25 protein-coding genes are annotated in these 24,697 nt (G+C 50.9%); 11 read left to right on the top strand and 14 right to left on the bottom strand.

Going from position 1 to position 24,697, the window contains the following annotated elements; all coding sequences use genetic code 11:
• Positions 1–8: 8 nt before the first annotated feature.
• The 4 genes from HGH92_RS31465 (at position 9) to HGH92_RS31450 (ending at position 6,120) form a co-directional block, all read left to right on the top strand.
• Positions 9–3,158 carry an efflux RND transporter permease subunit gene (locus HGH92_RS31465; RefSeq protein WP_168874818.1) on the top strand — a complete coding sequence of 1,050 codons (3,150 nt, stop codon included), beginning with the start codon at positions 9–11 and terminating at the stop codon, positions 3,156–3,158.
• Positions 3,139–4,248: an efflux RND transporter periplasmic adaptor subunit gene (locus HGH92_RS31460; RefSeq protein WP_168874817.1), complete on the top strand. Its 1,110-nt coding sequence runs from the start codon at positions 3,139–3,141 to the stop codon at positions 4,246–4,248. The genes HGH92_RS31465 and HGH92_RS31460 overlap by 20 nt, the downstream gene beginning before the upstream one ends.
• 77 nt (positions 4,249–4,325) lie before the next feature.
• Positions 4,326–5,465, top strand: coding sequence for a chromate efflux transporter (gene chrA / locus HGH92_RS31455; protein ID WP_168874816.1), 1,140 nt, complete (start codon positions 4,326–4,328; stop codon positions 5,463–5,465).
• 94 nt (positions 5,466–5,559) lie between these two features.
• Complete coding sequence (locus HGH92_RS31450) at positions 5,560–6,120, top strand: hypothetical protein (RefSeq protein ID WP_168874815.1); 561 nt, start codon at positions 5,560–5,562, stop codon at positions 6,118–6,120.
• Positions 6,121–6,137: 17 nt separating this feature from the next.
• Here the strand turns inward: HGH92_RS31450 and HGH92_RS31445 are convergent, their stop codons facing one another.
• The gene (locus HGH92_RS31445) at positions 6,138–6,542 is read right to left on the bottom strand and encodes a 5-fold beta-flower protein (RefSeq protein ID WP_168874814.1); all 405 of its coding nucleotides are present in this window, start codon (positions 6,540–6,542) and stop codon (positions 6,138–6,140) included.
• 160 nt (positions 6,543–6,702) lie between these two features.
• On the opposite strand from HGH92_RS31445, the gene HGH92_RS31440 reads away from it, so the two are divergent.
• Positions 6,703–7,572 (top strand): DMT family transporter, encoded by an 870-nt coding sequence (locus tag HGH92_RS31440; protein ID WP_247655101.1) that lies wholly within the window; start codon positions 6,703–6,705, stop codon positions 7,570–7,572.
• Between the two features lie 71 nt (positions 7,573–7,643).
• Here the strand turns inward: HGH92_RS31440 and HGH92_RS31435 are convergent, their stop codons facing one another.
• The 3 genes from HGH92_RS31435 to HGH92_RS31425 form a co-directional block, all read right to left on the bottom strand.
• Positions 7,644–8,999, bottom strand: a complete 1,356-nt coding sequence (locus HGH92_RS31435; RefSeq protein WP_168874812.1) for a DNA/RNA non-specific endonuclease — start codon at positions 8,997–8,999, stop codon at positions 7,644–7,646.
• A gap of 46 nt (positions 9,000–9,045) precedes the next feature.
• A complete protein-coding gene (locus tag HGH92_RS31430) occupies positions 9,046–9,447 on the bottom strand; it encodes a nuclease A inhibitor family protein (RefSeq protein WP_168874811.1) in 402 nt (133 codons plus the stop codon).
• A gap of 213 nt (positions 9,448–9,660) precedes the next feature.
• On the bottom strand, positions 9,661–10,884 hold the full coding sequence (locus HGH92_RS31425) for a family 16 glycosylhydrolase (RefSeq protein WP_262888830.1): 1,224 nt from the start codon (positions 10,882–10,884) through the stop codon (positions 9,661–9,663).
• Positions 10,885–11,039: 155 nt separating this feature from the next.
• Between HGH92_RS31425 and HGH92_RS31420 the strand changes: the two genes are divergently transcribed.
• The 3 genes from HGH92_RS31420 (at position 11,040) to HGH92_RS31410 (ending at position 14,185) form a co-directional block, all read left to right on the top strand.
• Complete coding sequence (locus HGH92_RS31420; RefSeq protein ID WP_168874809.1) at positions 11,040–11,846, top strand: helix-turn-helix domain-containing protein; 807 nt, start codon at positions 11,040–11,042, stop codon at positions 11,844–11,846.
• Between the two features lie 63 nt (positions 11,847–11,909).
• Positions 11,910–12,404 carry a GNAT family N-acetyltransferase gene (locus tag HGH92_RS31415; RefSeq protein ID WP_168874808.1) on the top strand — a complete coding sequence of 165 codons (495 nt, stop codon included), beginning with the start codon at positions 11,910–11,912 and terminating at the stop codon, positions 12,402–12,404.
• Positions 12,401–14,185 carry a DUF885 domain-containing protein gene (locus HGH92_RS31410; protein ID WP_168874807.1) on the top strand — a complete coding sequence of 595 codons (1,785 nt, stop codon included), beginning with the start codon at positions 12,401–12,403 and terminating at the stop codon, positions 14,183–14,185. The genes HGH92_RS31415 and HGH92_RS31410 overlap by 4 nt, the downstream gene beginning before the upstream one ends.
• Before the next feature lie 64 nt (positions 14,186–14,249).
• Here HGH92_RS31410 and HGH92_RS31405 read toward each other — a convergent pair whose 3' ends face one another.
• From HGH92_RS31405 to HGH92_RS31375, 8 genes are all read right to left on the bottom strand, one after another.
• The gene (locus HGH92_RS31405; RefSeq protein WP_168874806.1) at positions 14,250–14,393 is read right to left on the bottom strand and encodes a hypothetical protein; all 144 of its coding nucleotides are present in this window, start codon (positions 14,391–14,393) and stop codon (positions 14,250–14,252) included.
• A 6-nt stretch (positions 14,394–14,399) separates the two neighbouring features.
• On the bottom strand, positions 14,400–15,743 hold the full coding sequence (locus tag HGH92_RS31400; protein ID WP_247655100.1) for a c-type cytochrome: 1,344 nt from the start codon (positions 15,741–15,743) through the stop codon (positions 14,400–14,402).
• A gap of 27 nt (positions 15,744–15,770) precedes the next feature.
• Positions 15,771–17,228, bottom strand: coding sequence for a c-type cytochrome (locus HGH92_RS31395; protein ID WP_168874805.1), 1,458 nt, complete (start codon positions 17,226–17,228; stop codon positions 15,771–15,773).
• Positions 17,229–17,415: 187 nt separating this feature from the next.
• Positions 17,416–17,550, bottom strand: a complete 135-nt coding sequence (locus HGH92_RS34115; protein ID WP_262888829.1) for a hypothetical protein — start codon at positions 17,548–17,550, stop codon at positions 17,416–17,418.
• Between the two features lie 14 nt (positions 17,551–17,564).
• Positions 17,565–17,717, bottom strand: a complete 153-nt coding sequence (locus HGH92_RS31390; RefSeq protein WP_168874804.1) for a hypothetical protein — start codon at positions 17,715–17,717, stop codon at positions 17,565–17,567.
• A 17-nt stretch (positions 17,718–17,734) separates the two neighbouring features.
• On the bottom strand, positions 17,735–18,595 hold the full coding sequence (locus tag HGH92_RS31385; protein ID WP_168874803.1) for a helix-turn-helix domain-containing protein: 861 nt from the start codon (positions 18,593–18,595) through the stop codon (positions 17,735–17,737).
• A 48-nt stretch (positions 18,596–18,643) separates the two neighbouring features.
• Positions 18,644–19,009 (bottom strand): hypothetical protein, encoded by a 366-nt coding sequence (locus HGH92_RS31380; protein WP_168874802.1) that lies wholly within the window; start codon positions 19,007–19,009, stop codon positions 18,644–18,646.
• Complete coding sequence (locus HGH92_RS31375) at positions 19,006–19,638, bottom strand: SCO family protein (RefSeq protein WP_168874801.1); 633 nt, start codon at positions 19,636–19,638, stop codon at positions 19,006–19,008. The genes HGH92_RS31380 and HGH92_RS31375 overlap by 4 nt, the downstream gene beginning before the upstream one ends.
• Before the next feature lie 221 nt (positions 19,639–19,859).
• Here HGH92_RS31375 and HGH92_RS31370 point away from each other — a divergent pair, with 221 nt between their 5' ends.
• From HGH92_RS31370 to HGH92_RS31360, 3 genes are read left to right on the top strand one after another with little or no spacing between them, the layout of a single operon-like run.
• Positions 19,860–20,381 carry a hypothetical protein gene (locus HGH92_RS31370; RefSeq protein ID WP_168874800.1) on the top strand — a complete coding sequence of 174 codons (522 nt, stop codon included), beginning with the start codon at positions 19,860–19,862 and terminating at the stop codon, positions 20,379–20,381.
• Between the two features lie 33 nt (positions 20,382–20,414).
• Positions 20,415–21,206, top strand: coding sequence for a helix-turn-helix domain-containing protein (locus tag HGH92_RS31365; protein WP_168874799.1), 792 nt, complete (start codon positions 20,415–20,417; stop codon positions 21,204–21,206).
• Between the two features lie 55 nt (positions 21,207–21,261).
• Positions 21,262–22,125, top strand: coding sequence for an NmrA/HSCARG family protein (locus HGH92_RS31360; RefSeq protein WP_168874798.1), 864 nt, complete (start codon positions 21,262–21,264; stop codon positions 22,123–22,125).
• Between the two features lie 77 nt (positions 22,126–22,202).
• Here the strand turns inward: HGH92_RS31360 and HGH92_RS31355 are convergent, their stop codons facing one another.
• Together HGH92_RS31355 and HGH92_RS31350 are read right to left on the bottom strand one after the other, a co-directional pair.
• Entirely contained in the window at positions 22,203–22,730 is a 528-nt protein-coding gene (locus tag HGH92_RS31355) for a hypothetical protein (RefSeq protein WP_168874797.1), read from the bottom strand.
• Between the two features lie 166 nt (positions 22,731–22,896).
• The gene (locus HGH92_RS31350) at positions 22,897–24,693 is read right to left on the bottom strand and encodes a serine hydrolase (RefSeq protein WP_168874796.1); all 1,797 of its coding nucleotides are present in this window, start codon (positions 24,691–24,693) and stop codon (positions 22,897–22,899) included.
• Between the last annotated feature and the right edge of the window lie 4 nt (positions 24,694–24,697).

Genomic DNA, 24,697 nt, shown 5'->3' with positions numbered 1-24,697 from the left:
CAAATACTATGAAGCTAATCCGTTCGGCATTGCGGCATCCTGTTACCATCCTGGTGGCAGTTCTGGCTATTGTGTTTTTCGCGTACCTCTCCATCCGGCAAACCAAGGTGGATATTTTCCCCCGTCTCGGCCTACCGGTGGTTTACGTGGCGCAGCCCTATGGGGGCTTGTCACCGGAACAGATGGAAGGTTTCGTCACCTCTTACTACGAATATCACTTCCTATACATCACAGGTGTAAAATCAGTCGACTCCAGGAACATCCAGGGGGCGGCCATTATTAAAATCGAATTTAATGAGGGCACCGATATGAGCCAGGCCATGGCGGAAGTGGTGGGATACGTGAACCGCGCCCGGGCATTTATGCCGCCTGGCACCGTTCCTCCTTTCATTACCCGTTTTGACGCCGGCAGTGTGCCGGTAGGACAGCTGGTGTTCAGTTCAGACAGCCGGTCCCTGAGCGAGATATCCGACCTTGCCCTGTTCCGCGTACGCCCTATGTTCTCGACATTGCCCGGCGTGTCTGCGCCCCCGCCGTTCGGCGGTAACCAGAAAACAGTGCTGATCACGGTGGACCCGGACAAACTGCGCAGCTATAACCTCTCACCCGACCAGGTAGTACAGGCCATCGCAAAATCCAACACCATCTCCCCTGCCGGTAACGTGCGCATCGGGGATTCGACTTACATCACCCCGCAGAACAGTGTGATCGAATCTTTGCAGGACCTTCAGAACACGCCACTGCAGCCCGGCGCAGGTGCAACGGTATACATCAGGGACATCGCCAATGTCAGTTTAGGCGCTGACGTTACTACCAGCTATGCGCTGGTCAACGGCAAACGTTCCGTATATATCCCCGTCACCAAAAGGGCAGACGCCTCCACGTGGGACGTGGTGCAGCGCGTGAAAGCAGCCCTGCCCGACATGCAGGCCGCCATACCTTCCGATATAAAAGTCACCTACGCGTTTGACCAGTCCGGCTATGTCATTAATTCATTAAAGAGCCTGTTGTTTGAAGGTGGACTGGGCGCGGTCCTTACCGGTCTGATGGTACTGCTTTTCCTCGGTGACAGGCGCAGCGCGCTGATTGTGATCATGACTATTCCGCTGGCCTTACTGTCGTCTGCCATCCTCTTATACCTGACGGGGCAAACGATCAATATTATGACATTGGGCGGTTTGGCATTGTCTGTTGGCATATTGGTGGACGAAGCCACTGTTACGATAGAGAACATCCACCGGCATATGGAAACCGGGAAAACCAAAGCCCGCGCCATTGCAGACGCCAGTATGGAAATTGCCGGCCCCAAGCTGCTGATCCTGCTGAGCATTCTGGCCGTATTTGTTCCGTCGATGTTTATGAACGGCGTGCCCAGAGCGATGTTCATGCCACTGTCGCTGGCAGTGGGCTTTGCTATGATCGCCTCCTTTATCCTGTCGCAGACATTTGTTCCGGTAGCAGCTAACTGGTTGTTCAAAACAACGCTGCAGGAAAAGGAAAAAAAGGAACGTGGATTCTTTGAAACGTTGAAGCAGCGTTATGTTACCGCCGGAGAACGCCGGAAAACGGCCTTCAGGGGCAGCTCCCTGTTGTTTCTCCTTGTTTCCGCAGCCCTGGTGGTACTGCTCTTTATCTTTACCGGCACCGAACTTTTCCCGCAAACAGACAGTGGTCAGGCCCAGGTACGGCTACGGTTGCCCGTAGGCACCCGCTTTGAGCGGACAGAAGATGCCACCAGGAAATTATTGTCACTGACAGACAGTATCGCCGGAAAACAAAACGTGGAAATCACCTCTGCTTTTATCGGCACACAACCTTCGAGTTACCCGGTGAACTATATCCATCTGTGGACCAGCGGTCCACAGGAAGCTGTGGTGAAAATAAAACTTAAACGGGGCGTGATACCGATAGCCTCCTTCCGGGAAAAGCTGCGGGCAGCTGCTACTGCCGCCATCCCCGGCGCTAAATTGTCTTTTGAGCCGGGAGACATCGTGGAACAGGTATTGAACCTCGGCAGCAGCAATCCGATAGAGATTGCCGTTGTCAATAAAAACCTGGCGGAAGGTAAAAAGACAGCCACGCAGTTAATCAAAAAGCTGTCATCCATCTCCGCTCTCCGCGATCTTCAGATAGCCACACCGCTCGACTATCCCGTTATCCGGCTGGAGCTGGACCGTGTAAAAGCGGGTCAGCTGGGGCTTACCAGCGAACAGATCACCCGTTCTGTTGTTGCCGCCACTTCCTCCAGTCGTTTCACCACGCCCAACTATTGGCTGGACAAAGCCACCGGCACGGCTTACCAGGTGCAGGTACAGTATCCCGAGTTCAGGATGAACAGCACCAGTCAACTGGAAGCCATACCCGTTTCCGGCGGCAATGGCACCACCCATTATCTCAGTGAAGCAGCCTCGTGGAAACGTACTTCCATGCCCGGCGAATACGACCGGCTCAATCAGCAGCGTTACATCACCATCACCGCAAACATCCACCAGCAGGACCCGGGCACGGTTTTCAAACAGGTAAAACATGCTATCGGCAGCATGGGCCAGTTGCCCAACGGTGCTAAAATCATCCTGCGTGGCCAGCCTTCCCTGCTGCAGGACACCTTGTCCAGTCTTCAGTTTGGCTTATTGATCGCCATACTGGTCATCTTCCTGGTGATGGCCGTATACTTTCAATCGTTCCGGGTGGCCGTCACCACGTTAGCGGTCATACCAGCTGTGGTAGCAGGCTCCCTGTTGTTTTTATACCTGACAGGCAACACCCTGAACATACAATCATATATGGGCACTATTATGGCGGTGGGCGTAGCCATTGCCAACGCAGTGTTGTTTATCACCAACGCAGAACATTACCGGAAAAACAATATTGACCATCCGCAGTTGCTGGCAGCGGAGCATCGCCTCCGTCCTATCCTGATGACCAGCGCCGCCATGATCGCCGGGATGCTCCCTATGGCGCTGGGGCTGTCTGAAGGCGGTGATCAGACGGCACCGCTGGGCATCGCCGTGATCGGCGGCCTGTTATTCTCCTCCATCAGCGTACTGTTTTTCCTCCCTTCCCTCTATCAGTGGACAGTTGGAAGAACACCGTACAAATATGTATCCCTTGACCCTGACGATGAAAAAAGTATTTACTATGACAAAAACATGCAATAACAATATGCGGATAATCGCCTCCATCTCTTCACTGCTCATTCTTTCAGCCTGCGGCCATCATTCACCGGCACCGGCCGCCGGTGCCGATACGCCGGCATCAGACACCGTGCCTGTATTTATCCTGAAACAGGACACGCTGAAGAAAACAGCAGAATTTCCCGCAGAACTGGTGCCTTATGAAAATGCGGAACTCTTTGCCAAAGTACAGGGCTTTGTAAAGGAGATGAAAGTGGATATGGGCGACCGTGTTAAGAAAGGACAGGTATTGGCCGTAATTGAAGCGCCGGAGGTGAACAGCCGGCTGGCAGAATCAGAAGCCGCTGTGCAGGCAGCCAAAGCTAAATGGACATCCAGCAAAGACCAGTACGAGCGGTTATACCGTGCATCACAGGCCAATACGCCCGGCATCGTGGCGCCGGTGGACCTGGAGCGCAGCCGCAACCAGATGCAGGCCGACAGCGCCACTTTCGTGGCCGCCGGCAGACAGGCACAATCCTACAAAGCGGTATCAGGGTATTTATATATCATAGCGCCCTTTGACGGCGTTGTTACCGCCCGTAAAGCCGATCCGGGTTCGCTGGTCGGCACCAACGCCATGCTGCTCACCGTGCAGAACAACAACGTGCTGCGTTTACGCGCCGCCGTACCTGAGATATATGTGGCCACCGCGGACAAGCTTCAACATATCGACTTCCGTGTAGATGCCTATCCGACTGAACGTTTTAAGGCAGTCCTCACCCGCAAGTCAGAAACCATCGACCCCAATACCCGCACCGAATTATGGGAATTTAAAGTAGACAACAGCGATCACCGGCTGAAAGCAGGCGCTTTTTGTTATGTAAAAGTTCCGCTGGAAAGAAACACGCCATCCTTCGTGGTGCCCTTTGCAGCAGTGGCCACCACGCAGGAAAAGAAATTCGTCATCCGTGTGAAAGATGGAAAAGCCGAATGGGTGGACGTCCGCCCGGGCATGACGGTAGACGCAGGCGTGGAGATATTTGGCAATATCGCCGCAGGGGACACTTTGCTGAGTAAGGCCACAGACGAAAGGAAGCCAGGCAGCACCGGCCTGTGGACAATAAAAAAATAACTTCGTCACCTATATCAGTTTGATGACAGGCGTTCAATAGTTATATTTACAGCTACCCCCGGTCAAACTGATTGTGTATGGAATACCATAAAGACTCAACAACCCAACGACTGAAAGAAGTGGCTTTTTCCACGTTCAAGCTGGGCTGTATTGGTTTTGGCGGTATCGCCGGGATGGTGGCCACCATCGAAAATGAAATGGTGGTGAAGCGAAAGTGGATAGACCATCAGCATTTTATGGATGTGCTCAGCACCTCTTACATCATACCCGGCCCTAACGCCGTAGAGGTGATCATGCATTGCGGCAAAGAGCGGGCCGGTCGACTGGGGCTCATCGTGGCCGGTGTATGTTACATCTTTCCCGCTATGGTGATCTGCCTGTTGTTTGGATACTTCTATCAAAAATACAGTGCGCTGCCGGACGTGCAGGGCTTTATTTACGGCCTGCGCCCGGCCACTACGGCACTGGTCATCGCCACTGTGTTCCGCTTGTCTGCTACCACCCTCAAACGGAACACCACGCTGATAGTTTTGTGTGTACTGGTCTTTGCAGGCTCCTGGTTTGGACTCAATGAAGTGTTGTTGATATTAGGCGCAGGGGCATTAAATTATTTCGCTCACAGGATGAAAAATAAAATGGCGTCCTGGAGCGGGTGGTTGCTGGTACCGGCAACACAGGGCAGTGCCGGCGCTTTCTCCAGCTTAAAACTGTTTTCCATCTTCCTGAAAATCGGAGCGGTATTATACGGCAGCGGGTACGTATTGTTTGCTTACATGGATGAATCGCTGGTCAGGAAAAACCACTGGCTTACCCGGCAACAGCTGATGGACGCCATTGCCGTTGGACAGATAACGCCAGGCCCTATCCTCTCCAGTGCCACCTTTGCCGGTTATCTGATCCATGGCCTTTCCGGTGGAGTGCTGGCTACCATTGGCATATTCCTGCCTTCCTTTTTTATCTCTTTCTTTCTGCATAGGCTGCTGTCGTCCGCCCGCAAAAGCGACCGGCTCCGGGTATTCCTGGACGGGCTTAGTGCTGCTTCAGTGTCCGTTATAGCAGTAGTGGGGCTGCACCTGCTGCTCGCCTCTGCTGCGGAGTGGCGCAGCGCCGTGATACTGGCCGTCTGCCTGGGAATCACGCTGGTATGGAAAAAACTGAGCACGGTGTATGTGATATTGATCGGCAGCCTGGGTGGATTTTTATTGTTGCACTTATAACAAACAAGCGCCTGTTTTCCAGACGAAACGTTTTCCTCATACAGCTTTTTCAACAGGAAGATATATCTTTAGGAATATTTTACGACCTACACCTATGAATAAGATCACCTTCAACACAGCCGCTTTTTTAAAGACCGTCATCTTCTTTTTGATATTGACCGTTCTCTGGACCGTCATCTGCCATTCTATGAGCGATCCGTTCGGCTCCGGCCCCGTTTTCCTCACCGGCCTGGGATTCCTGGTGCTTTTTCCGGTGTCCATCTATGCTGGCATCGGCAGAAAAAAACTACAGGCGTTAGTGACGAGCCTGATTGCCACCATTGTAGTGTTTGCAGTGGCGTCATTTATTATCTTACCGCTGACAACCCTGATCACAAACGCCACGATCCTGTATGCGGTGATCAGCTCCTGCTTCGTGGCCATCGCCATGACACTCGTATTTGACAGATGTTACGGGGTTAGGTTCAGGTATTTCACTATCGGTTTGACCTTTGTGGCGCTGCTACTGGCTTATTACCTGTTCAGCCAATACAGGGATGCCACAGATTTGCCGTTTGGCATTCATCCACGGCTCATGATGTTTAATGTTTTCCAGGGATTGATGCTCGTTCCGTTGTTGTTGGGCATCGTCACAGGCAGCACGGAACAAGCATAGTTCCATTTATCAAGTGATCAGAAATCAAAGAAGAAAAAGATCAACGCCGCCCACTCCTTTTTAACGCCGGACGCAGACCCGAGGCTGCTCCGGCTCCAGTTCTGCACATCGCCATTGTCCTTGATGTAACCGATCGTACTGTGGCTGTAGTTCTTTACGGTACCGTCTTTTTTTATATACCCAACGGTAGAATGATTACTGTCTTCTATGCGCTCTCCCCTGACATAACCGATGATCTTATAGTTTGCCGCTTCCACCGTGCCGTCGCTTTTGATACGGCCAACTACGCTGTAGCTGCTGTTTTTGATCACACCGTCGCTGTTTACCATGAACCGGGTGCTGCCGCCGGTGGACTTGACCGTCTGGGCATTTACCCATCCGCTACAGCACAAAATACTTATCGTGACAATTAACTTTTTCATCTGGTGTTACGGGATTTGCTATCATTACAACATCAAAGTAAGGCAATTTGCGATAAAAATACCGGTCCTAACTGTGTTCATACAAAAACGTAAAACTGATACCGTGATCATCTGTACAGGGTCACTAATTTTGTGATCTCAATTTTAAATGAATATCAGTATGTCAAAAGGAAGTAATAGTGGAGGCTGGCTCAATGGTTTTATAGGCGTGGTATTGTTCAGCGGGTCGTTGCCCGCTACCAGGGTGGCCGTCCTGGAGCTGAACCCTGTTTTCCTGACGGTAGCCCGCGCCTCCAATGCGGGCATACTGGCCGCTGTTGCGTTACTGATTTTCAGGCAAAAAAGGCCGGCCCGTGAACATATTTTTCCATTGGTGATGGTAGCGCTTGGGGTGGTCGTGGGATTTCCGTTGTTAACGGCCATGGCGTTACAATACATTACCTCGGCGCATTCTATCGTTTTTTTAGGGCTGCTGCCCCTTTCGACAGCCATCTTCGGCATCATTCGTGGTGGAGAAAGGCCCCGGCCTGTATTCTGGGTATTCTCTGTTGCCGGCAGCCTGCTGGTAACAGGTTACGCGGTAGCGCAGGGACTAACGGCATCGCCTATAGGTGATTTGCTCATGATAGCAGCGATCATCGTCTGTGGACTGGGTTATGCGGAAGGAGCCAAACTGACCAAGGTGCTGGGCGGCTGGCAGGTGATTTCCTGGGCGCTTGTACTGGCTTTGCCGGTCATGCTGCCGCTGGCGTTTATCTATATGCCGCCGTCTTTCGAAGGTATTCATGCTGATACCTGGATAAGCCTCGCCTATGTGTCCATCATCAGTATGTTCGTCGGCTTTATTTTCTGGTACCGTGGACTGGCGCAAGGCGGTACTGCTACAGTAGGACAGCTGCAATTGTTACAGCCGTTTTTCGGACTGGCGCTGGCCGCCTCCTTCCTGCATGAAAAAGTGAGCATCGGCATGTTGGGCGTTACAGTGGGCGTGATCCTTTGCGTGGCGGGAACAAGGAAATTTGCAAAGTAAAGATAATGCTATAACAAAAAGGCTTGTAAGTGTTACTTACAAGCCTTTTTGTTTGTCTTTTAGAGATGTCCTCACGGATCAATCCTCGTTTCCAGGCTGTCCTGCAGCGATGGGCGCAGATTGGACAGCAAATTATAACCTGTTGCGCTTTCGATGTCGCGAACAGTTGTTTTATACTGGGTCCAGTCGGTATTGATATCATTACTGTTGGGCGTATTGATGGCAATTACGCGGGTGTTGCCGTTGATCCTGTTCAGGTCATTGCTGCCATCAGGGATTACTACCACTACTTTCCAGATATTGGAAGGAACGGTCACACGGCCGTTGTCGATGGTGGTGGTGACACCGCCCAGTGAGCCGGTACCGCCCTGGCCGTAGGAACCGCAGATAACGAATACTTCGTTGCCGGCCTTCACGAGGTCGCGGGTATAGTTTTCCAGGTTGGCCCAGGTTTTCTGGTTATTGTTAGGCGCCTGTGGCATCATATTGGTCATCAGGAAGGTGGCGGAGTTGGCGTCTGCAGTAGCTGTCCTGTCGGCTGACGGGCAGTTGTGGCCACGGTCAAACCCGGAACCGGAATAGCTGCTGTTCTGCACCTGGTACCAGCCTGCGGGCAGGTCGGTGTCGGCGCGGAAGTCGTTGGTCCTGGAGATGCTGCCGAGATCAGATGACTGGATATGCCAGCTTACCCAGTTAGGGGTAGCACGGCCACGGCTATATGATAAAGTATAATAAGGTTTCACCATCAGGTAGTTGTTCTCCGAAGCCACGTCGGCCAGCGCATTGCTGGGGTTGCCCAGCAACAGGTTGTTGTCATCGCCGGGATTGGTGCCACCGCCGCCACCGCCGGTGCTGCCGGCTGTGATGTTCACATCGTCGATGTTGATCCTGTTGGTACTGCCGGATGTTTTACGGATGGAGATGCGCAGGTTGCCGGTTGACTGGAAGCTGAAAGTAGCTGTTTGCAGACTGTTGGAAGTGGTGATGGTATTTCCTTGCTGTGTCCAGGTGGCGCCGTTGTCGGCGGATGTCCAGAGTTGCCAGCTGCTGTTAGCATCGGTGCCGTAGGTGCCGTGTTTAACAGTCACAGTAACGGTGCCGGCTGCACTGCTGGTACTGAAATTGGTGGTGATGCTACCGGTGTTTCTGATACGAACGGATTTAGTTCCGTTTTTCAGGTCGGCAGCCAGATTGCCGATCAAAGCGTCGTCCAGGGTCCAGGAGCCGCTGCTCAGGGTTACATTGCCGATGGCATAAGCTGTTTTACTGCCCGATTCAAAGTCTTCATTAAGGACCACTACGGATTCTGTAATGGTGGAACGTGGTTGTTCCATTTCCCGGGGCTGGATGTCTGCCTCTTTTTTACAGGCAGAAAACAATAAACCGCCCAGGCAAATGATCATACAATGCCTGATGAATTGTTTCATAATTCAGGTTTTTTTTAAGGGTTTCTGTAATATGTGGAGATTAGGCTTACGACTCTATCGCTGTGGTCACCAGCGCTACGCAGGTGTCATCCGGCTGATGGCAAACGATGTACACCGGAATACTGGTGCCGTCTTCCACCCGGACTACCTGTATGCCGGTAAAATGTTCTTTCAGGAATTGATGCAGGGCTTTGAATCTTTGTGCGTTTTCTACAATGGGGGCGTCGTTCGGGTCTGGTGCTCTCTCTACTTCGTTGAAAAAATCTGCTGAACTGATGGTTTTTACTACGTTGGGCGCAACCTGATGCCGGGTGGCGATCTTACCGGTTATTTCAGCTGCCGGAACATGCCCCCATGACTCGATGGTCAATGGGTTCTCCGATTCACTGTAATATAAAATGCCGGTGGTCCTGGTGGTTAGGTTCTCTAATAAAGTATTTTGGCTCATATGATGAAATTAGCGATTCCGGGTAAACTTTTTCTACTGGATAAGAATGGTAACAATACTTTAATGTGCGGCTGCGACAAACACTGCGGTGTGGCAACAGGATTTAACAAGTATAAAAATAAGGAAAAGGCCGGAAAAATCCGGTCTTTTCCTTACATGCCGCGAAGAGATAATTGTCCGTTCAACAGGCATATCATCACCCCTGTTTTTGAATTAAAGACGGAATGCTTCCCATCCCGATATGGTGGCCCTGTTACAGGTCATCGGCTGCGTTCCGTTTTCACTGGAAACATACAACCCGTTATTGCCGCGTAGCGAGAAAGTGCCATCAGCGTTTGCTATCCAGTCAAACTTCTCCCAGTCGCTGGCAGTAGCACGGTTACACGTAATAGGTTGTGTCCCGTTTTCAGAGGACACATACTTCCCCATGCTTTTCAGGGCTATCTTTCCGCCGCCGGCATCTTCCACGGTGAACTGTTCCCATGCCTGTGCGTCAGGACGGTTGCAGGTCATGGCCTGTGTACCGTTTTCACCGCTGACATAAGCGTTGTTAAACCCTTTCATGGAAATGGTGGAGCCAATAGGCGCACTGCCGCTGTTATTGGTCATGGCGTATACCCGCACATAGTCAACGTACATGCTGGCGGGCAACTTGCTTTCGTCGATGGTCTGTCCGGGGAAATCGCCGCCCACCGCCAGATTAAGGATGATAAAGAAAGGATTGTGGAATGCACCGGTATTGTTGATGTTATTAAGGATATTGCCCTCGTGGTACTTGACACCGTCCACATACCAGCGGATGGCGCCTGCATCCCACTCTACCGCATATACGTGATAGTCCGTAAAGGAGGTGGTGGTAGTGCCGCCATAAGAGGCGTGACCGCCGGAGAACCAGTGCATGGTGCCGTAGATGGTGTTGCTGGTATTGACCTGTTCCATAATATCAATTTCACCGCATTGGGGCCAGCCTACGGAACCGATGTTATTGCCCAGCATCCAGAAGGCAGGCCACAGTCCCTGTCCGGAGGCCAGCTTGATACGGGCTTCTATGCGCCCGTATTTGGTGGTAAAGCGACCAGCGGTGTTGAGCCTGGCCGACGTATAGGGCCATCCGTTGACAGACTGCTTCCGCGCTGTGATCACCAGGTTGCCGTTGCTGACCGTTGCGTTGGCAGCCTGGTAATATTGTTTTTCGTTGTTGCTGGTATTAGGTCCTGTTTCAAACTGCCATTTACTGCCGTCTACACTGCTGCCGTTGAACTCATCGGACCACACCAGCTGGTAAGCCTCTGTAACAGCTGTTTTGCTGTTCGATGGCGGCTGGGCGCCATTGTCTTTCATGTCTTTTTTACAGGAGGTTAAAGCGGCCAGCAGGAGCGCGCTAACGTGGAATAATAAACGTTTTGTTTTCATGGAATTTACAATTATGATGAACAATACAGGGTGATGCTGTGGGTTACATATTTGCTCAAAATCTTCCGGGACCGGGTTGCTTGCTATAACAATTTAACTATTTCAAATGCGCTGCTAATGCATTCCCCTATTTTGTGCGCTCTCATAATTTTTTTACTTTTAACGATCAATCAGAGGATATGTCAGGTTCTATTCCGGTTCAGCTTGCAACAGGCACTTACGTTGGCACGAAGGTGAAAGAGCGCGTTTTTGGCGCTGTCATCACCAGCGAGACCTCCTTTGTGCCCAATATGGCGTCCGACTGGCACTTTCATTCCAACCCGCATTTCTCCCATATCCTGGAAGGCGGAAGCAAGGAAGTAAGAAAAGGCGGAAGCGACAGGCAATATGCAGGCACTGGCCTCTATTACTATCCCGGCGTGGCGCACCAGAATATTGACTATCTCCCCGGCACCCGTATTTTTAATATAGAGCTGACTGGTAATTTCTTTGAGACCTTCGGGCTGTCTCATCCTCCACCGTCGCTGATGTTCGGCGACAAGTGCCAGCTGAACACCAGCGGACTTGTCCGGATCATGAAGGAACATTACCTCAACGACGCAGCGTCCGCCATTGCGATGGACCAGCTGTGCGTGGACCTTATCGCGCCCTGCCAGGAAGATTTCCGCTGCTATCCGGAATGGACAGAGAAGATCAGGGATATCATGTACGACCACTGGGACACACCGCTGTCATTGCCATTCCTGGCGGCACAGCTGGACCTTCACCCGGTGACCATCTCCCGCTATTTCTCCCGTTATTTCGGATGCTCCGCAGGTGAATATCTCCGGAAAATAAAAGTGGAACGCGCTATCTCCCTCATCAAAAAAGAACAGGTAACCCTCACTGATATAGCCTATGAATGCGGGTTTACCGATCAGGCCCACTTCACAAAGACCTTCCGGCGCATCACCGGCATGCTGCCCAACCAGTACAGAAAAATCTGACAACAACATCAAAAGGTTAATCCCGTACAATTTTAGCTGCCACCGGCTGGGTAGCTTTGCGGCATGACAGCGATCAGTAAAATCAGGCCACTGCAACCGGACGACAATCAGCAGCTGGGCACTATTATACGACAGGTGCTGGAGGAATTCCATGCCAACAAACCCGGCACCGCCTATTTCGACAATAACCTTTATGAACTATACAGCGCTTTCGCCATCCCCAATGCCGCTTACTGGATTGTAGAAGTAGACGGCAGCGTGGCTGGCGGCGCCGGTATCTTCCCGGTACCCGGACTGCCGCCCGCACACTGCGAGCTGGTGAAACTTTACCTGTTACCCGAAGCCAGGGGCCTCGGCCTGGGCAAACAGCTCATCGCGCGATGCCTGCAATCCGCCAGGTCTTTCGGATACACCCACGTATACCTGGAAACACTGCCCGAACTGGAACAGGCCATCCCCCTCTATGAAAAAATGGGATTTACCTATTTGCCTGCGCCGCTGGGCAACGCCGTTCATTTTGGCTGCAGCATATGGATGATAAAAGCACTCGCATTATGAAGAAGAAACTAACGACCAGCCTGCTGGTAATCGCCGCCCTGTTATGTACGACCACTATCCGGGCACAACAAAACAACCAACAACTGCAGCAGTTATTTGATGATTACTACGCAGAACGGATGCAACTGTTTCCTTCCGAAGCCACCGCCGCCGGCTTTCACCAGTACGACGACCGGCTGGCCATCGAAGGCGCTGCGCCTTACCTCGCCGCTACAGAAACATTTTACCGGAAATACCTTCGGGAACTGAAAAAATATGACAACGCCACATTAAACACCGGTGACCGGATCTCCTGCGACATTCTCACATACACGTTGCAATCCGCCCTGGAAGGCATGTCCCTCCATTTGGAATACCTGCCGATGAACCAGTTTGTCTCCACGCCGCTGGAACTGGCCTCTTTTGGCTCCGGCGACGGCGACCAGCCGTTTAACACCGTGAAAGACTATGAGAACTGGGCCAAACGCATGACCGCCTTCATGGACTGGGCAGACACCTGCATCGCCAATTTCAACAAAGGCATACAGGCAGGCGTAGTGTTACCCAAAGCGCTGGTGACACGGATGATTCCCCAGATGGAAGCCCTGGCGGAAAAAGACACCGCCAAAAATATCTTCTACAAACCGTTGTCAAAATTCCCGGCGTCCTTTACTACCGCCGACAAACAACGGCTAACAACGTTATACCACCATGTCATCGCAGAAAAAATGCGCCCGGCCTACGCCAAACTGGCCAGCTACCTGAAAGAAAAATACCTGCCCGCAGCGCAGGACAAGGCAGGGTTATTCGCCATCAAAGGCGGCGATCGCATCTATAACTATTACGTACATACGTTTACCACCACGCCGGACCTCACACCGGAGAAAGTATACCGGACAGGGCTATCCGAAGTGGCCAGGATAAGGGCGGAGATGGAAAAAATAAAGACGCAGACGGGCTTTACCGGCAGCTTGTCCGGGTTCTTTGACTATCTGAAAACCAATCCCCGCCTGATGCCCTTCAAAACGCCGGAAGAAGTACTGGAAGCCTACCGGGCCATCTACCGGAAAGTACTGCCACACATACCGCAGTTATTTGGGCACCAGCCACAAACGCCCATGGACGTACGCAGAGTGGAAGCATACCGCGAAGCCGCCAGCGGCGGCCCATTCTATATCAAGGGAAATATCGCGGAAAAACGGGCGGCCATCCTGTATGTGCCGGTACCGGATGCCAGCAAGGTGAACGTCACCTTTTATGGCATGGAAGCCACCTTTATCCATGAAGGCATACCAGGACATCACTTTCAGATAGCCCTGCAACAGGAAAACAAAGCCATACCGGCCTTCCGGCGGCAGCCAACTTTCAGCGCCTACTTTGAAGGCTGGGCGTTGTACGTGGAATCATTGGGAGAGCAACTGGGCTGCTACACCGACGCCTATCAGAAAATGGGGGCGCTCAACAACGAGGTCCACCGCGCTATCCGGCTGGTGCTGGACGTGGCCATCCATACCGGCAAAATGACCCGCGAAGAAGCCATCGACTATATGATGGCCAATGAATCCGTCAGCAAGACCATCGCCACCGCTGAAGTAGAACGTTATATGGCCATGCCCGGACAGGCATTATCTTATAAAACGGGCGAAATAAGATTAAAAGCATTACGGGATAAACTGGCAGCGCGACTGGGCGCAGGATTCAATCTGCGCGACTTCCACGACGCCCTGCTGGCATATGGTGATATGCCACTGCAGGTGTTGGAAAAATATATGGACGACTGGGCAGCGCATTACCAAAGATAGTTTTAGCAAAAGTCAAGCAAAGCTGATAACAAGGCGGGAAGCTATCTTCCCGCCTTTCCTGTTTTTATGCTGTGTCCCTCGCATCACCCGCTTTCGCCAGTTCATCATCTTTTGATAAATACAGAATATTGGTAGAAACCAGTATCAGTTGCCTTAGTATCCAGAACAGCAACAATACAATCGATATAATAAAGAACGCAGATAACATGGGTGATTATTTAACAGATAAAATATAGTCGGTCAATATCGTCAGTTCCTGTTCAGAGAGTTGTGGAAAGCCCGGCATCTGCGGATATCCTTCCCGCTTCTTTCCTGGTTGGCGTATCCATTTTTTCAGCCCCGGCTGGTCGCCCTGGTAAATGCTGACCATTTCCGTTACCGGCGGACCTACCAGCCGTCCTTCTTTTTTATGGCAGGAAGCGCAATTAGCCTGGAAAACGGCCGCACCGGGAGGCATGGGCCCACCTGCTGTTGCAGCTGCGGATGCGCCCTCCTCCTCCGGATGTGCCCTCGCCTCCGCAGACAACCGCTCAAACGCTTTTGTCTTTTCGGCCATCAGCTTTTTATGGGGCGCCAGCGCGTTAGACCGGTACACATGCCGGCCACTGGCCATCAGCAACACGGTCAACGTCATGGCTGTCACTACCTTTCCAAAATTGGCGCTTATCTCTTCGGGTTTGCCGGTGATCCCTTTCCACATCCAGTACATGGCAGGCAAAGCGGCCGTGGCCCCGCACAAAATAACAATGATCAGGTTCCATTGCACTCCCTTGGCCGGCAATGTCATTAACACCAGTGGCCCCAGCACAAACTGGAACACGGAAACACCCAACGTCAGGCTGTACATGCGTTTCCGGATATCATAACGGGTAATGGCACTGAAACGTGTTTCAAAAGCATAGCGTTTTCTCCCCAGGTACCAGAACAGGAACAAGCCCGTGATGGCCAGTGAGGCGCCCAAAAAATGTAAGTACCGCGGAAACACGTTCGGCAGCGTCAGCGCGCTCATAAATCCCTTGACGGTGCCCCATTTCTCCGGGAACAACATGAGATTGATATTCGTCAGGAAAATCAGCGGAATAAAAAGGAAGATCAGCACCGCCAGGGCAAGAATAGAAATATGCAGCCCTTTACTGTTCTCCAGCTTGTGCCAGGCGTATTTATGCAGGTACGTGAGCAGAAAAGCGGCCGTCACCAACGGTATGATCGCAATCCACATCAGGCCGGTCAACGCATTGGCGGAATAAAAATAAACGGTATAGAGTACATTGATGCTCAGCAGCGGGGCCACGCCCAGCACTACCGCCAAACTTTTATTGACGGTAATGGTTTTGGCGATTTCATAGGCCAGCGTATCATACTCTTTCTCTTTCAGTCCCTTCACCTGTGCCCATAAAGTGAGTAAAGAACCTCCCAGCATCAGGTTCACAAAAAGGATATGGGCCAGAAATGAAACAACCAGCAATATCACCAGCAGCCATTCCGGCAATGGAAGCGGCAATGGAATATCCCTCGGAACAGGGGTCGCGGACTGCAATAACGTTAACATGTGATTCATGGAATAATTGTAAGACATCAGTGATTATTATTTCGATTGTGCCGAATCAGCTGTTTGCTCAATGCGGTCGGTAGTGTTTTCAGGGTTAATGCTGACTCCTGCTGCCTGGGCGCCTTCCAGGGCTTCGCCTGTCAGCTGAAGATGTTTGATATAGGCTACCAGCGCGCCGAGTTCTTCTTTATTCCCCGGAAAGGGAGGCATATAAGTCCGGCCGTTATGCATATTGGGAATATATGCCGCCATAGAGTTTTCATCCAGCGGTTTACCAGCGCCATAAAGCCTTTCAAAAACATACACGATGGAATTGATGCCGTTGGTGGTATGGCAACGGCTGCAGGACAGCATAAATACGTCCCTCCCGGCACTCAGCCTGTTTTCCGGCGTTACCCTGCCTGCCGTGGCGTAGGTGGCGTATTTGAGCAGCCCGTCGCGTTTAAACAAGGGATAGTCCTCTTCCCTTAACAGATTGGAATACATGTACCCCCCGATGACATAAGGCTTACGAATAAACTCCCGTACCCGCTCAAAAATCCCCAGAAAACCAAAAGCTGCCACACAGGGCACCAGTACCATCCACATGCGGACAGAACGCGGACGGAACAGCGTCCATATGCCCAGTATCACCACCAGCGACACCGCTCCCGGAATGATGTACTGCAGCAGGTCATAATATTGCGCGAACTCCATAGTGCCTACGGCCGTACTCATATTCTCGCGCATGGCAGCAGGCATTGCTTTGTAATATATAATGGCGGCCACCAGTGAAACCGGCGCCCAGCACAATACCCACCGTGCGCCATACTTCAACGCTGCGCTTCGCCAGGTGGCATTCCGGTTTGCAAAAATGGTGGTGAGCAACATACCGAACACACCGCCCAGCACCATGGCCGTGGGCGTACGGAAAAACAACTGCGGCAGGTAAATAGGATTGGTGAAACCACTGATCAGCGAATGGTCGGTGTTCCAGTTGCCCGGGTCCATCATAAACCCAAGTATGGAAACGATAATACACATCGTGATCCAGGAGAAAATGGACAGGAACCAACCGAAACGGATATGCCTGATTTTGGCTTTCAACGATTGATTGCTCTGTTTCCAGGTAAGAAAATATATCATGATCAATACCACCTCCGTCACAAACGTCAGCCACTCCACAAACCAGGCAAAATAAAACACCCGGATAAGACTGCCGATAGACGAAGGACTGATCAAACCGGCGGAAAACCAGATGCCTACGCCTGTCATAGCCCCTAAGGTGGTGGTGATAATAAAGGCGACTTTCATTTTACGGTACACCAAGTGGTCCCATTCCGCATCGGTAATGGCAGACGGGCCCGCCATCTTCACCCCTTTCTGCTCCAGCCAGGTGATATACGGAATAAACCCGACCGCCAATCCATGATTGATAAATACGTGCACAATAGCGATCATCGCTATCAGAAACCGGTCATTGAGCCAGTCCAGATGAAACATTGGAAAATCCATGTAGCAATACTTTTAATACGCTGCAAAGCTAGACTGGTAGCGGCTAAAAGCAAAGAAACAGAAAAGCCGGAAGTTTCAGGAAACAAGCCGGCTTTTGCTGATTTAATAAATAAAAGATTAGAAAAAAGATAGTGCCGATACGGATTTTAATGACAACAATATCAATTTCCGGCACTATCGGGAACGGCTATATGCGGACCAGCAGCAGTACCAGGCAACAAAACAGCAGCACCAGCGCTATCCTGTTGGTCCATATCACCGCATCGATCACATTCCTGTTCTCAGGGTCAATATATCTCGATAAAAAATGTGTAAGTTTCATAGCACAAAAAGCATTTAAAGAATATTTTTCAGCAAGACTGTGAGATGGTCAAACTGCAATATGACGATCAGCAAAATCAACAATAATAACACCGCCTTCAGCATCCTTCTGCTGAGGTTGAATTTCCGTTCGTTACTTTTCAGCACCTCATTGGTATCTTTCAGCATACATGAAGTTTTTTTAGTTAATGGTTCTTTCGAAAATTTTCCGGCGTGGTGCCCACGCTTCTTTTAAAAAAAGTAATAAAGTAAGATACACTTTCAAATTCCAGCTGCTTGGCGATATCTGCAATAGGCAGTACCGTATAATGCAAGAGCCGCTGGGCTTCAATCGTGATCCGCTTTCTTATCAGTTCCCCAGTGGACACGCCATGGTATTTTCCGCATAGCTTGTTCAGGTAGTTGGTCGTGATATTTAACCTGGAAGCGTAAAAAGCAGGTGTTTTGTGCGCTACAAAATGTTCGTCCAGCAATGATCTGAACTGTTTGATCTTTTCTTCGTAAGTGTTTTTCTTCATCAGCGGCACTACGTGGGAAAACTCACGGTCCAGCTTACACAACATAATATTCAGAAAAGACCTGAGCACACTGTCTGCCCCTTTCTGCTGCCCGGTATATTCGCCTTTCATAAAGGCAGACAGCTGTTCCCACTCCCGGGCTTTTTCTTCCGTCAGCCTCACGTAACTGCCATATTCCCTTTCCAGGAAGGTGAAGTTGGACAGGGCGTTATTGTTATACCTGATAGAGAAAAAGTCTTCTGTAAAACACAGCATCGTCCCTTTTGCCTTACGGTTTATTTCCAGGCTGAATATGCTTCCGGGATTGATACAGATAATCTTTGGGTGGTCGAGCCGCAGGCTGTTGCCATCAATAACAGCAGTGCCCTGGGCGCTTTCTATGATCATCAATACATAAAAACGTCGTTTGTTGGGAAATTCCAGCAGGGGAAATTTTTCCAGCAGATGTTCGAGATCGCCCACCCAGCAATATTCACTACCTCCCTGAAACATGCCCACGGACAAAACAGCTATTTCTTCTGTTTTCATAAGCACATAAAAAGATGGATAATGTTAATCGGGCGTTTAGTCGTGATGTTAACAGACGGGGGGTTTAAAGACCTCGTGCAGGTGGACGGTGGGGAAATAGGGAGAGAGATACCTACAGGATGGCCGCTGGTGGTCAGCTGACAGCCCGATGACCGACGTGGCCACCGGTTCAAAAAACAGCAGTACTTCCTTGTGTTTTAATTCAGGCGCCTGTTCCGGCTGATGTTCATTTTCCGTTAGTTTCTGTTGCAGGTAACAAATGCCGCGGCAAACCGGTATCTGTTCAAACCTGTTGATACACAGGTCCCGGGCAATGCGGTTCCTGTTCAGGTAAAATGCCGCGATGATCCAGCAGTTGCCTGTACTTTGGACCAGTATGATCCCCAGCAGCCATATGGTCAGTATCTTCTTCAACCTTCTTTTAACAGGGTTTCAATGTCACGGACCAGATGTTGCATCGCTTCCTTGTCGGTGCCGTTGTACATACCCCGGATATGCCGTTGTTTATCGATCAGGAAGAAACCTCCGCTATGAATGTAGTTGCCCGGCGCGGTACTGTCTTTGGCCGCGGCGGCATAATAGCCTTTTTCCGCCAGCCGGAAAACCGTATCCTGGTTGCCGGTCACGAACCGCCATTTGTTGTCAGTGATATGCAGGCTTTTCGCATAGGCTTTCAGCCGGAGGATGGTATCGTTCTTCGGATCAATGCTATGCGAGAGGAAATTTACCCGGTCTTCGTTTTTAAAATGATGATACACCTGCAACATGTTGTCGTTCATGGTGGGGCAGATAGTAGGGCATGACAGGAAGATAAAGTCCGCCACATATATTTTCCCGTTGAATGTTTGCTGTGTTACGGTCAGGCTGTCCTGGTCTGTCAGCGAAAAAGCCGGTATGACCGGATAGGCGGAGTCGTAAACGGTATGGCCGTTCACGAAATGTTCGGTTACGATGGGCGTGCCCAGGTAAGGCAGTCTTTTTTCTGTCTGCCGGCAGGCGCTGATCAGCAGCATGCACAACAGCAACGACATAACAACTCTCATACGCTCAACATATTTTTACGCTTTGCCCGGTGATATATCGCCGGTGCTGCAAAGTTATATGCTAAGCCATAAAAGTATTGCAAATAGAGCGGACAATAATTTAGAATAAGGTGACTGTTAAACAATTACAGATAAAGTATAATATAACAACCCGGTTAACGCCCCGCATATTAAGATGTTGTTAGCATTTTAATTAAAAAAGGATGCTTACCTTTATCGATATGTTACGGACAATCTTATTAGCGGCTGTTTTAATGTCGGGCATGGCTGCCAAAGCGCAGATGGCTCCGGCTTTCGGGCCCGGGCAGGGCGCCGGCCCCGCTTTCGGGTATCCTCAACGGGTAACCGACACCAGCAACATCCATAAGAAATGGTTCACTACAAAATATGCCGGCGTTTCCACCGGCTTTATCGCCTTTAACGGCGGCAGCAGCTCTTTTATGTCGGTGCCGCTGGGCTTACAGCTCAACCGTCAGCTGACCAACAACCTGTTTGCTTTTGGCGGCGTATCAGTGACGCCTTCCGTTTTCCGGTATAACAATGTTCCGTATCAACCCGCCATCAACAAGAACAGTGGCTTCACGCAGACAAATCACTTCGGGGCTTATTCAGATGCGAAAATAGGCGTCATGTATATCAACAATGACAGGACGTTTTCTATCTCAGGCAGCATTGGCGTAGGCAGAGGCAGCTATCCCGGCTATTCACCCCTTTATTCGCCAATGTATGCCCCCATGCGATAAGCTGTAGAGCGTCATCCATAAAACAAGCCGGCCATGTATAACTACCAGTTTGCAAAACCGCATCATCCGCTGTTAGAGCCTTATGTTGAGTACTTCGCTCAACTGGATGGTACCGGCGTATTGTTTAAATCCATCTATTCCCGGTTAAGCACTTCTTTCCTGATGGATTTTGATCAGGCCACCTTTTACGACGGGCAGCCTTTGAAAACGGGATTGCTGGGCGTAAAAGACAAGATGGTCCGCTTCAGTCCTGTTGCCAGTCACTCCGCTTCCGCAGATAAATTTTTCGCCAGCTTCACCCCGTACGGCTTAAGTGTGTTCACCCGGCAGTCCATGCAGGAGCTGAGCAGCGGCCCCGTGGCAGGGGAAGATATTTTCGGAAGCAGCCTACACCACTTATATGAACAGTTGCAGCCGTTGCCTTTTGCCGCGCGGGTGAATATGTTTGAAACGTTTTTATTGCAGCGGTTCACCGCCCCACATGCATCGCATCAGCTTATTTTTGATCTGGCCGACAGTATCAGAAATGAGGTGGACGGGTCTCCGTTCCGGCAGCTGAAAGCACTTCCGCTGAGCGAACGGCAGATAGAACGGAATTTCAAGCGGTACATCGGCATCAGCATCAGCCGTTTTCTGCGCGTGTCCCGTTTTGAAAGGGCCAAAACACTTATTGCCGCCCATCCCTCCCGGCGGCTGACAGACATCGCGCTTCTCGCGGGTTATTTTGACCAGTCCCATTTTATTTCCGACTTTAAACGGCTTACCGGCGTCAGTCCCAAAAACTTCCGGCTGTGCTGTTCCCCGCAGCAGAAGATGTCGGTATGATACAATTCCAAACCCTGCGCCCGCGATAGTTTTGCCAATAAACAAGATTGTTTGTATGCAAAACAGGAAACGTATTTTGGTAGTCGGCGCCACAGGCCAGCAGGGCGGCGCCGTAGCCCGTGTATTACTGGCCCAAGGATGGCTGGTACGTGGCTTTACCCGCGATACCGCCAGCGCCGCCGCACAGGAACTGACGGCGCTGGGCGTGGAAATGAAAAAAGGCGATCTGGCCGACCGGGTATCTGTAGACCGGGCCATGGAAGATGTCTACGGCGTATTTAACGTACATCCGGGGCCGTTAGCCATGGACCAGGACGAAGCACAGGCCGGGAAAAATATCGCCGATGCAGCAAAAGCGCACCAGGTGGCGCACCTGGTCTATAGCTCCGCCATCGGGACAGACCAGGCAGCGCTAACCGGCATGCAAACGGAAAAGGCCATCGTGGAAAAGTATATCCGGGAGCTCGGCGTGTCTTATACCATACTGCGGCCTGCCTCTTTCATGGAAAACTTCCTGGACCCGCGATTCGGGCTGAAAGGCACTACCTTTACCACCGCAGCGCTGCCTACCACGCAAATGCAGCTGATTGCGCTGGAAGATATCGGCCAACTGGCGGCCATGGCCTTCAGGCAACCAGAGACATTCAATCACAACATCCTTGAACTGTCCGGCGACACCTTAACGCCCGTACAAATGGCAGCCGCCATGAGCTCGGCCACCGGCCTGAACATCACCTACCAACTGCTTCCCATGGAAACGCTGCGGCAACTCAATCCACGGTTTGCCCGGGGCTATGAGTTCCTCAACTCCGGTAAAGCCACCAAAGCTGACGAGGAAAGCCTGCGGCGCATACATCCCGCCCTGCTCACGTTTGAAGCATGGCTGAAAAAGACGGGCGCGAAAAAAATCAGGCAGTAGACAGCATTAAACTATAAAGCACAGCGCCCGGCATAGTACCGGGCGCTGTGCTTTATTTATATCTCTTTCAGGCAGGCTTATTTTGAATCGAAACTATCAATGAGCCAATCGTTATTGACTTTGACCAGTTTGTAAACCAGCTTGTAACCAGGAATGCTTTTAAAACGCAGCGTAATAGTGGCTGTATTGCCGGTCACCACCGGTGCTGTTTTTTGCAGGGCGGCCAGTATTTCCTTATACTCCGGCGGGTCCTGGCTGGCGGTATATTCGTCACAATCCCTTCCAGTGGCATATCCATCCTTTGCAATGTCCTTTTCCATTTGCTGGTAGTATTTTTCCTTTTCCGACAGATAAGCGGATGAAAACAGCCCGGTATTTTTAAGATTGTTTAAATACACCCTGATATACGGTTTATTCAACTTCAGGATATCCAGGCCGTCCACCTCTTTGAAACATTCGTCTTCCTTGTTGATCAGGCTTTTGGGGTTGTCCAGCAAGGTAAACAGTTTTTTTACGGTTAAAGAAGGGCCGCTTTGCTGCGCGGACAAAGGATGGAAAGCAAACAAGGCGACCAGCATGGTGGTGCAAAGAACGAATAATTTCATGTTTCTACTGATGGTTTTAGCATTCGGATGCCAAAGATAGGCCATAGCACATACATAATACATCTTCCTTTAAAACAATGCTGCAGGTCAGCAGGAACGTTGTAACCGGAAAAAAGGCTAGTAAGTACACCTTGCAAGCCTTTCATTTTCCATATCAATCATCTCTTTAAAACAAATCATACGAAGGCCAATAGCCAATGGCGTTTTTGATGGTCCACATCAGGGCGTCCATATCTCCGCCGATATTGCCGGTACGTGTATTGACCAGCACCGACCAGCAAAATCCGTCATTGGTGCGTACCATGAGGGCTTGTTCACCAGGCAGCGATCCGTTATGCCAGTAATTGGGCACCTTGTTTACGACCCAGCCTTTTGCATATTCCGGGTTAGTGGTGCTGGGGGCGTACATCAGGCTAAGCGTTGCCGGCTGTAAGATATCCGGCTTGGTAGTAAAATCATCCACGCGGACCAGAAAACGGACCAGGTCCGTGGGCGTAGCGATCCATGCACCGTGTGAATCCATACGGGAAATCTTCATACTGTACGGGTTTTCGCCACCCTGGCCGTAGTACTTCACTTCATTGACTTTCCTGTCAGCTTCCGTATCGCCGCCTATTTCCATGTTATTAATGCCTGCCGGGGCCAGTATCTGGCTTTTCACGTAGCTGTCATAGTTTTGGCCTGATAATTTTTCAATAACGCGGCCCAGCACGCAGAAGCCAAAATTGGAATAATGATATTCTGTTCCGGGAGTTTTCTGCAATGGTTGATCGTTCAATACTTTAGAGATCAGTTCTGCCTTGTTTAAGTTGGTATAGTTAAACATGGGATCAAAATCCAGGTCTGCCGACCAGCCGCCACAGTTGTGGTTCAGAAAATTCTGGACCGTTATTTTATCAACGTCCTTTTTATAGGGTAAGGTGCCGTAGGTTGTTCCCAACAGGGCGCCACTGCCGAACACCTTATCGGTCATTTTCAGTTTGTTCTGTTCATATAGCTTCATGATAGCCGTTGCCGTGATAGGTTTGCTGACGCTGGCAATGCGGAAGCGGTGCCGTGGCGCCACTGCTTCGCCGGTTTCTTTGTTGGCATAACCATATGTTTTCACCAGCACCAAACGGCCGTCTTTCGCGATAGCGAAGGATAGTCCCGGCACATGATAGTCGTTCATAAATTTAGCAACGGCCGCATCTACTTTTTGCATATCAGACTGGCGAAAAGTGTCTTTAGCGTCCCATATTGCCGCATAGGAATCGTTGCCGTTGATATTGGCACCGTTCACCCAAACAGGCCGGAAGCCCTGGTAAAACAGGCGGTCAAATTCATCCTGGTATTGCTGGCTGTTTAAGCCATGGCGTGCCTGCCATGCTGTGTTGCCTGTTTTCTCCCATACGGCGGTATAACGTCCGGCACTGGTCGCGGTGACCATAGTGAGGCGGTACCCCTGCCCTGCCCATTTATTAAATTCGTTCTGATAGTCAGTAGCAGAAAGGTCATTACGCGCTACCCATGCGGGGCTGTTGACGATTTTATCGAAGATAACGGTATACAAATCCTGACCGTTTACCGTATAGGCGCTGACGTCAGTAGGTTTGTAACCCTGTTGTGTCCACCGGGTAAATTCGGCTTGATAATCATTTGCCGTGAGGCCATGCCGGGCCACCCATGCGGGGCTGTCTGGCCTTTTCTCAAACAGCGCTGCATAGAGCGCCTGGCCGCCTGCCGTATAACCACATACCCGCACGGGCCGGTAGCCTTGCTGCACCAGCTTGTTAAATTCCGTTTGGTAGTCCGCAGCTGATAAACCAAGACGCGCCTGCCAGGCAGGCGCATTATTCTGTTTTTCAAAAATCACGGAAAACCGGCCGTTGTAAGCACTTTGATTGACAGGCCGGTAGCCCTGCTGCACCCATTTATTAAATTCAGTTTGATAATCTGCGGCGGATAATCCAGTACGTGCCACCCAG

Origin of the sequence: Chitinophaga varians (assembly GCF_012641275.1) — a bacterium.
GTDB classification, from domain to species: Bacteria; Bacteroidota; Bacteroidia; order Chitinophagales; family Chitinophagaceae; genus Chitinophaga; species Chitinophaga varians_A.
This window is presented reverse-complemented; position numbering and strand designations above follow the sequence as displayed.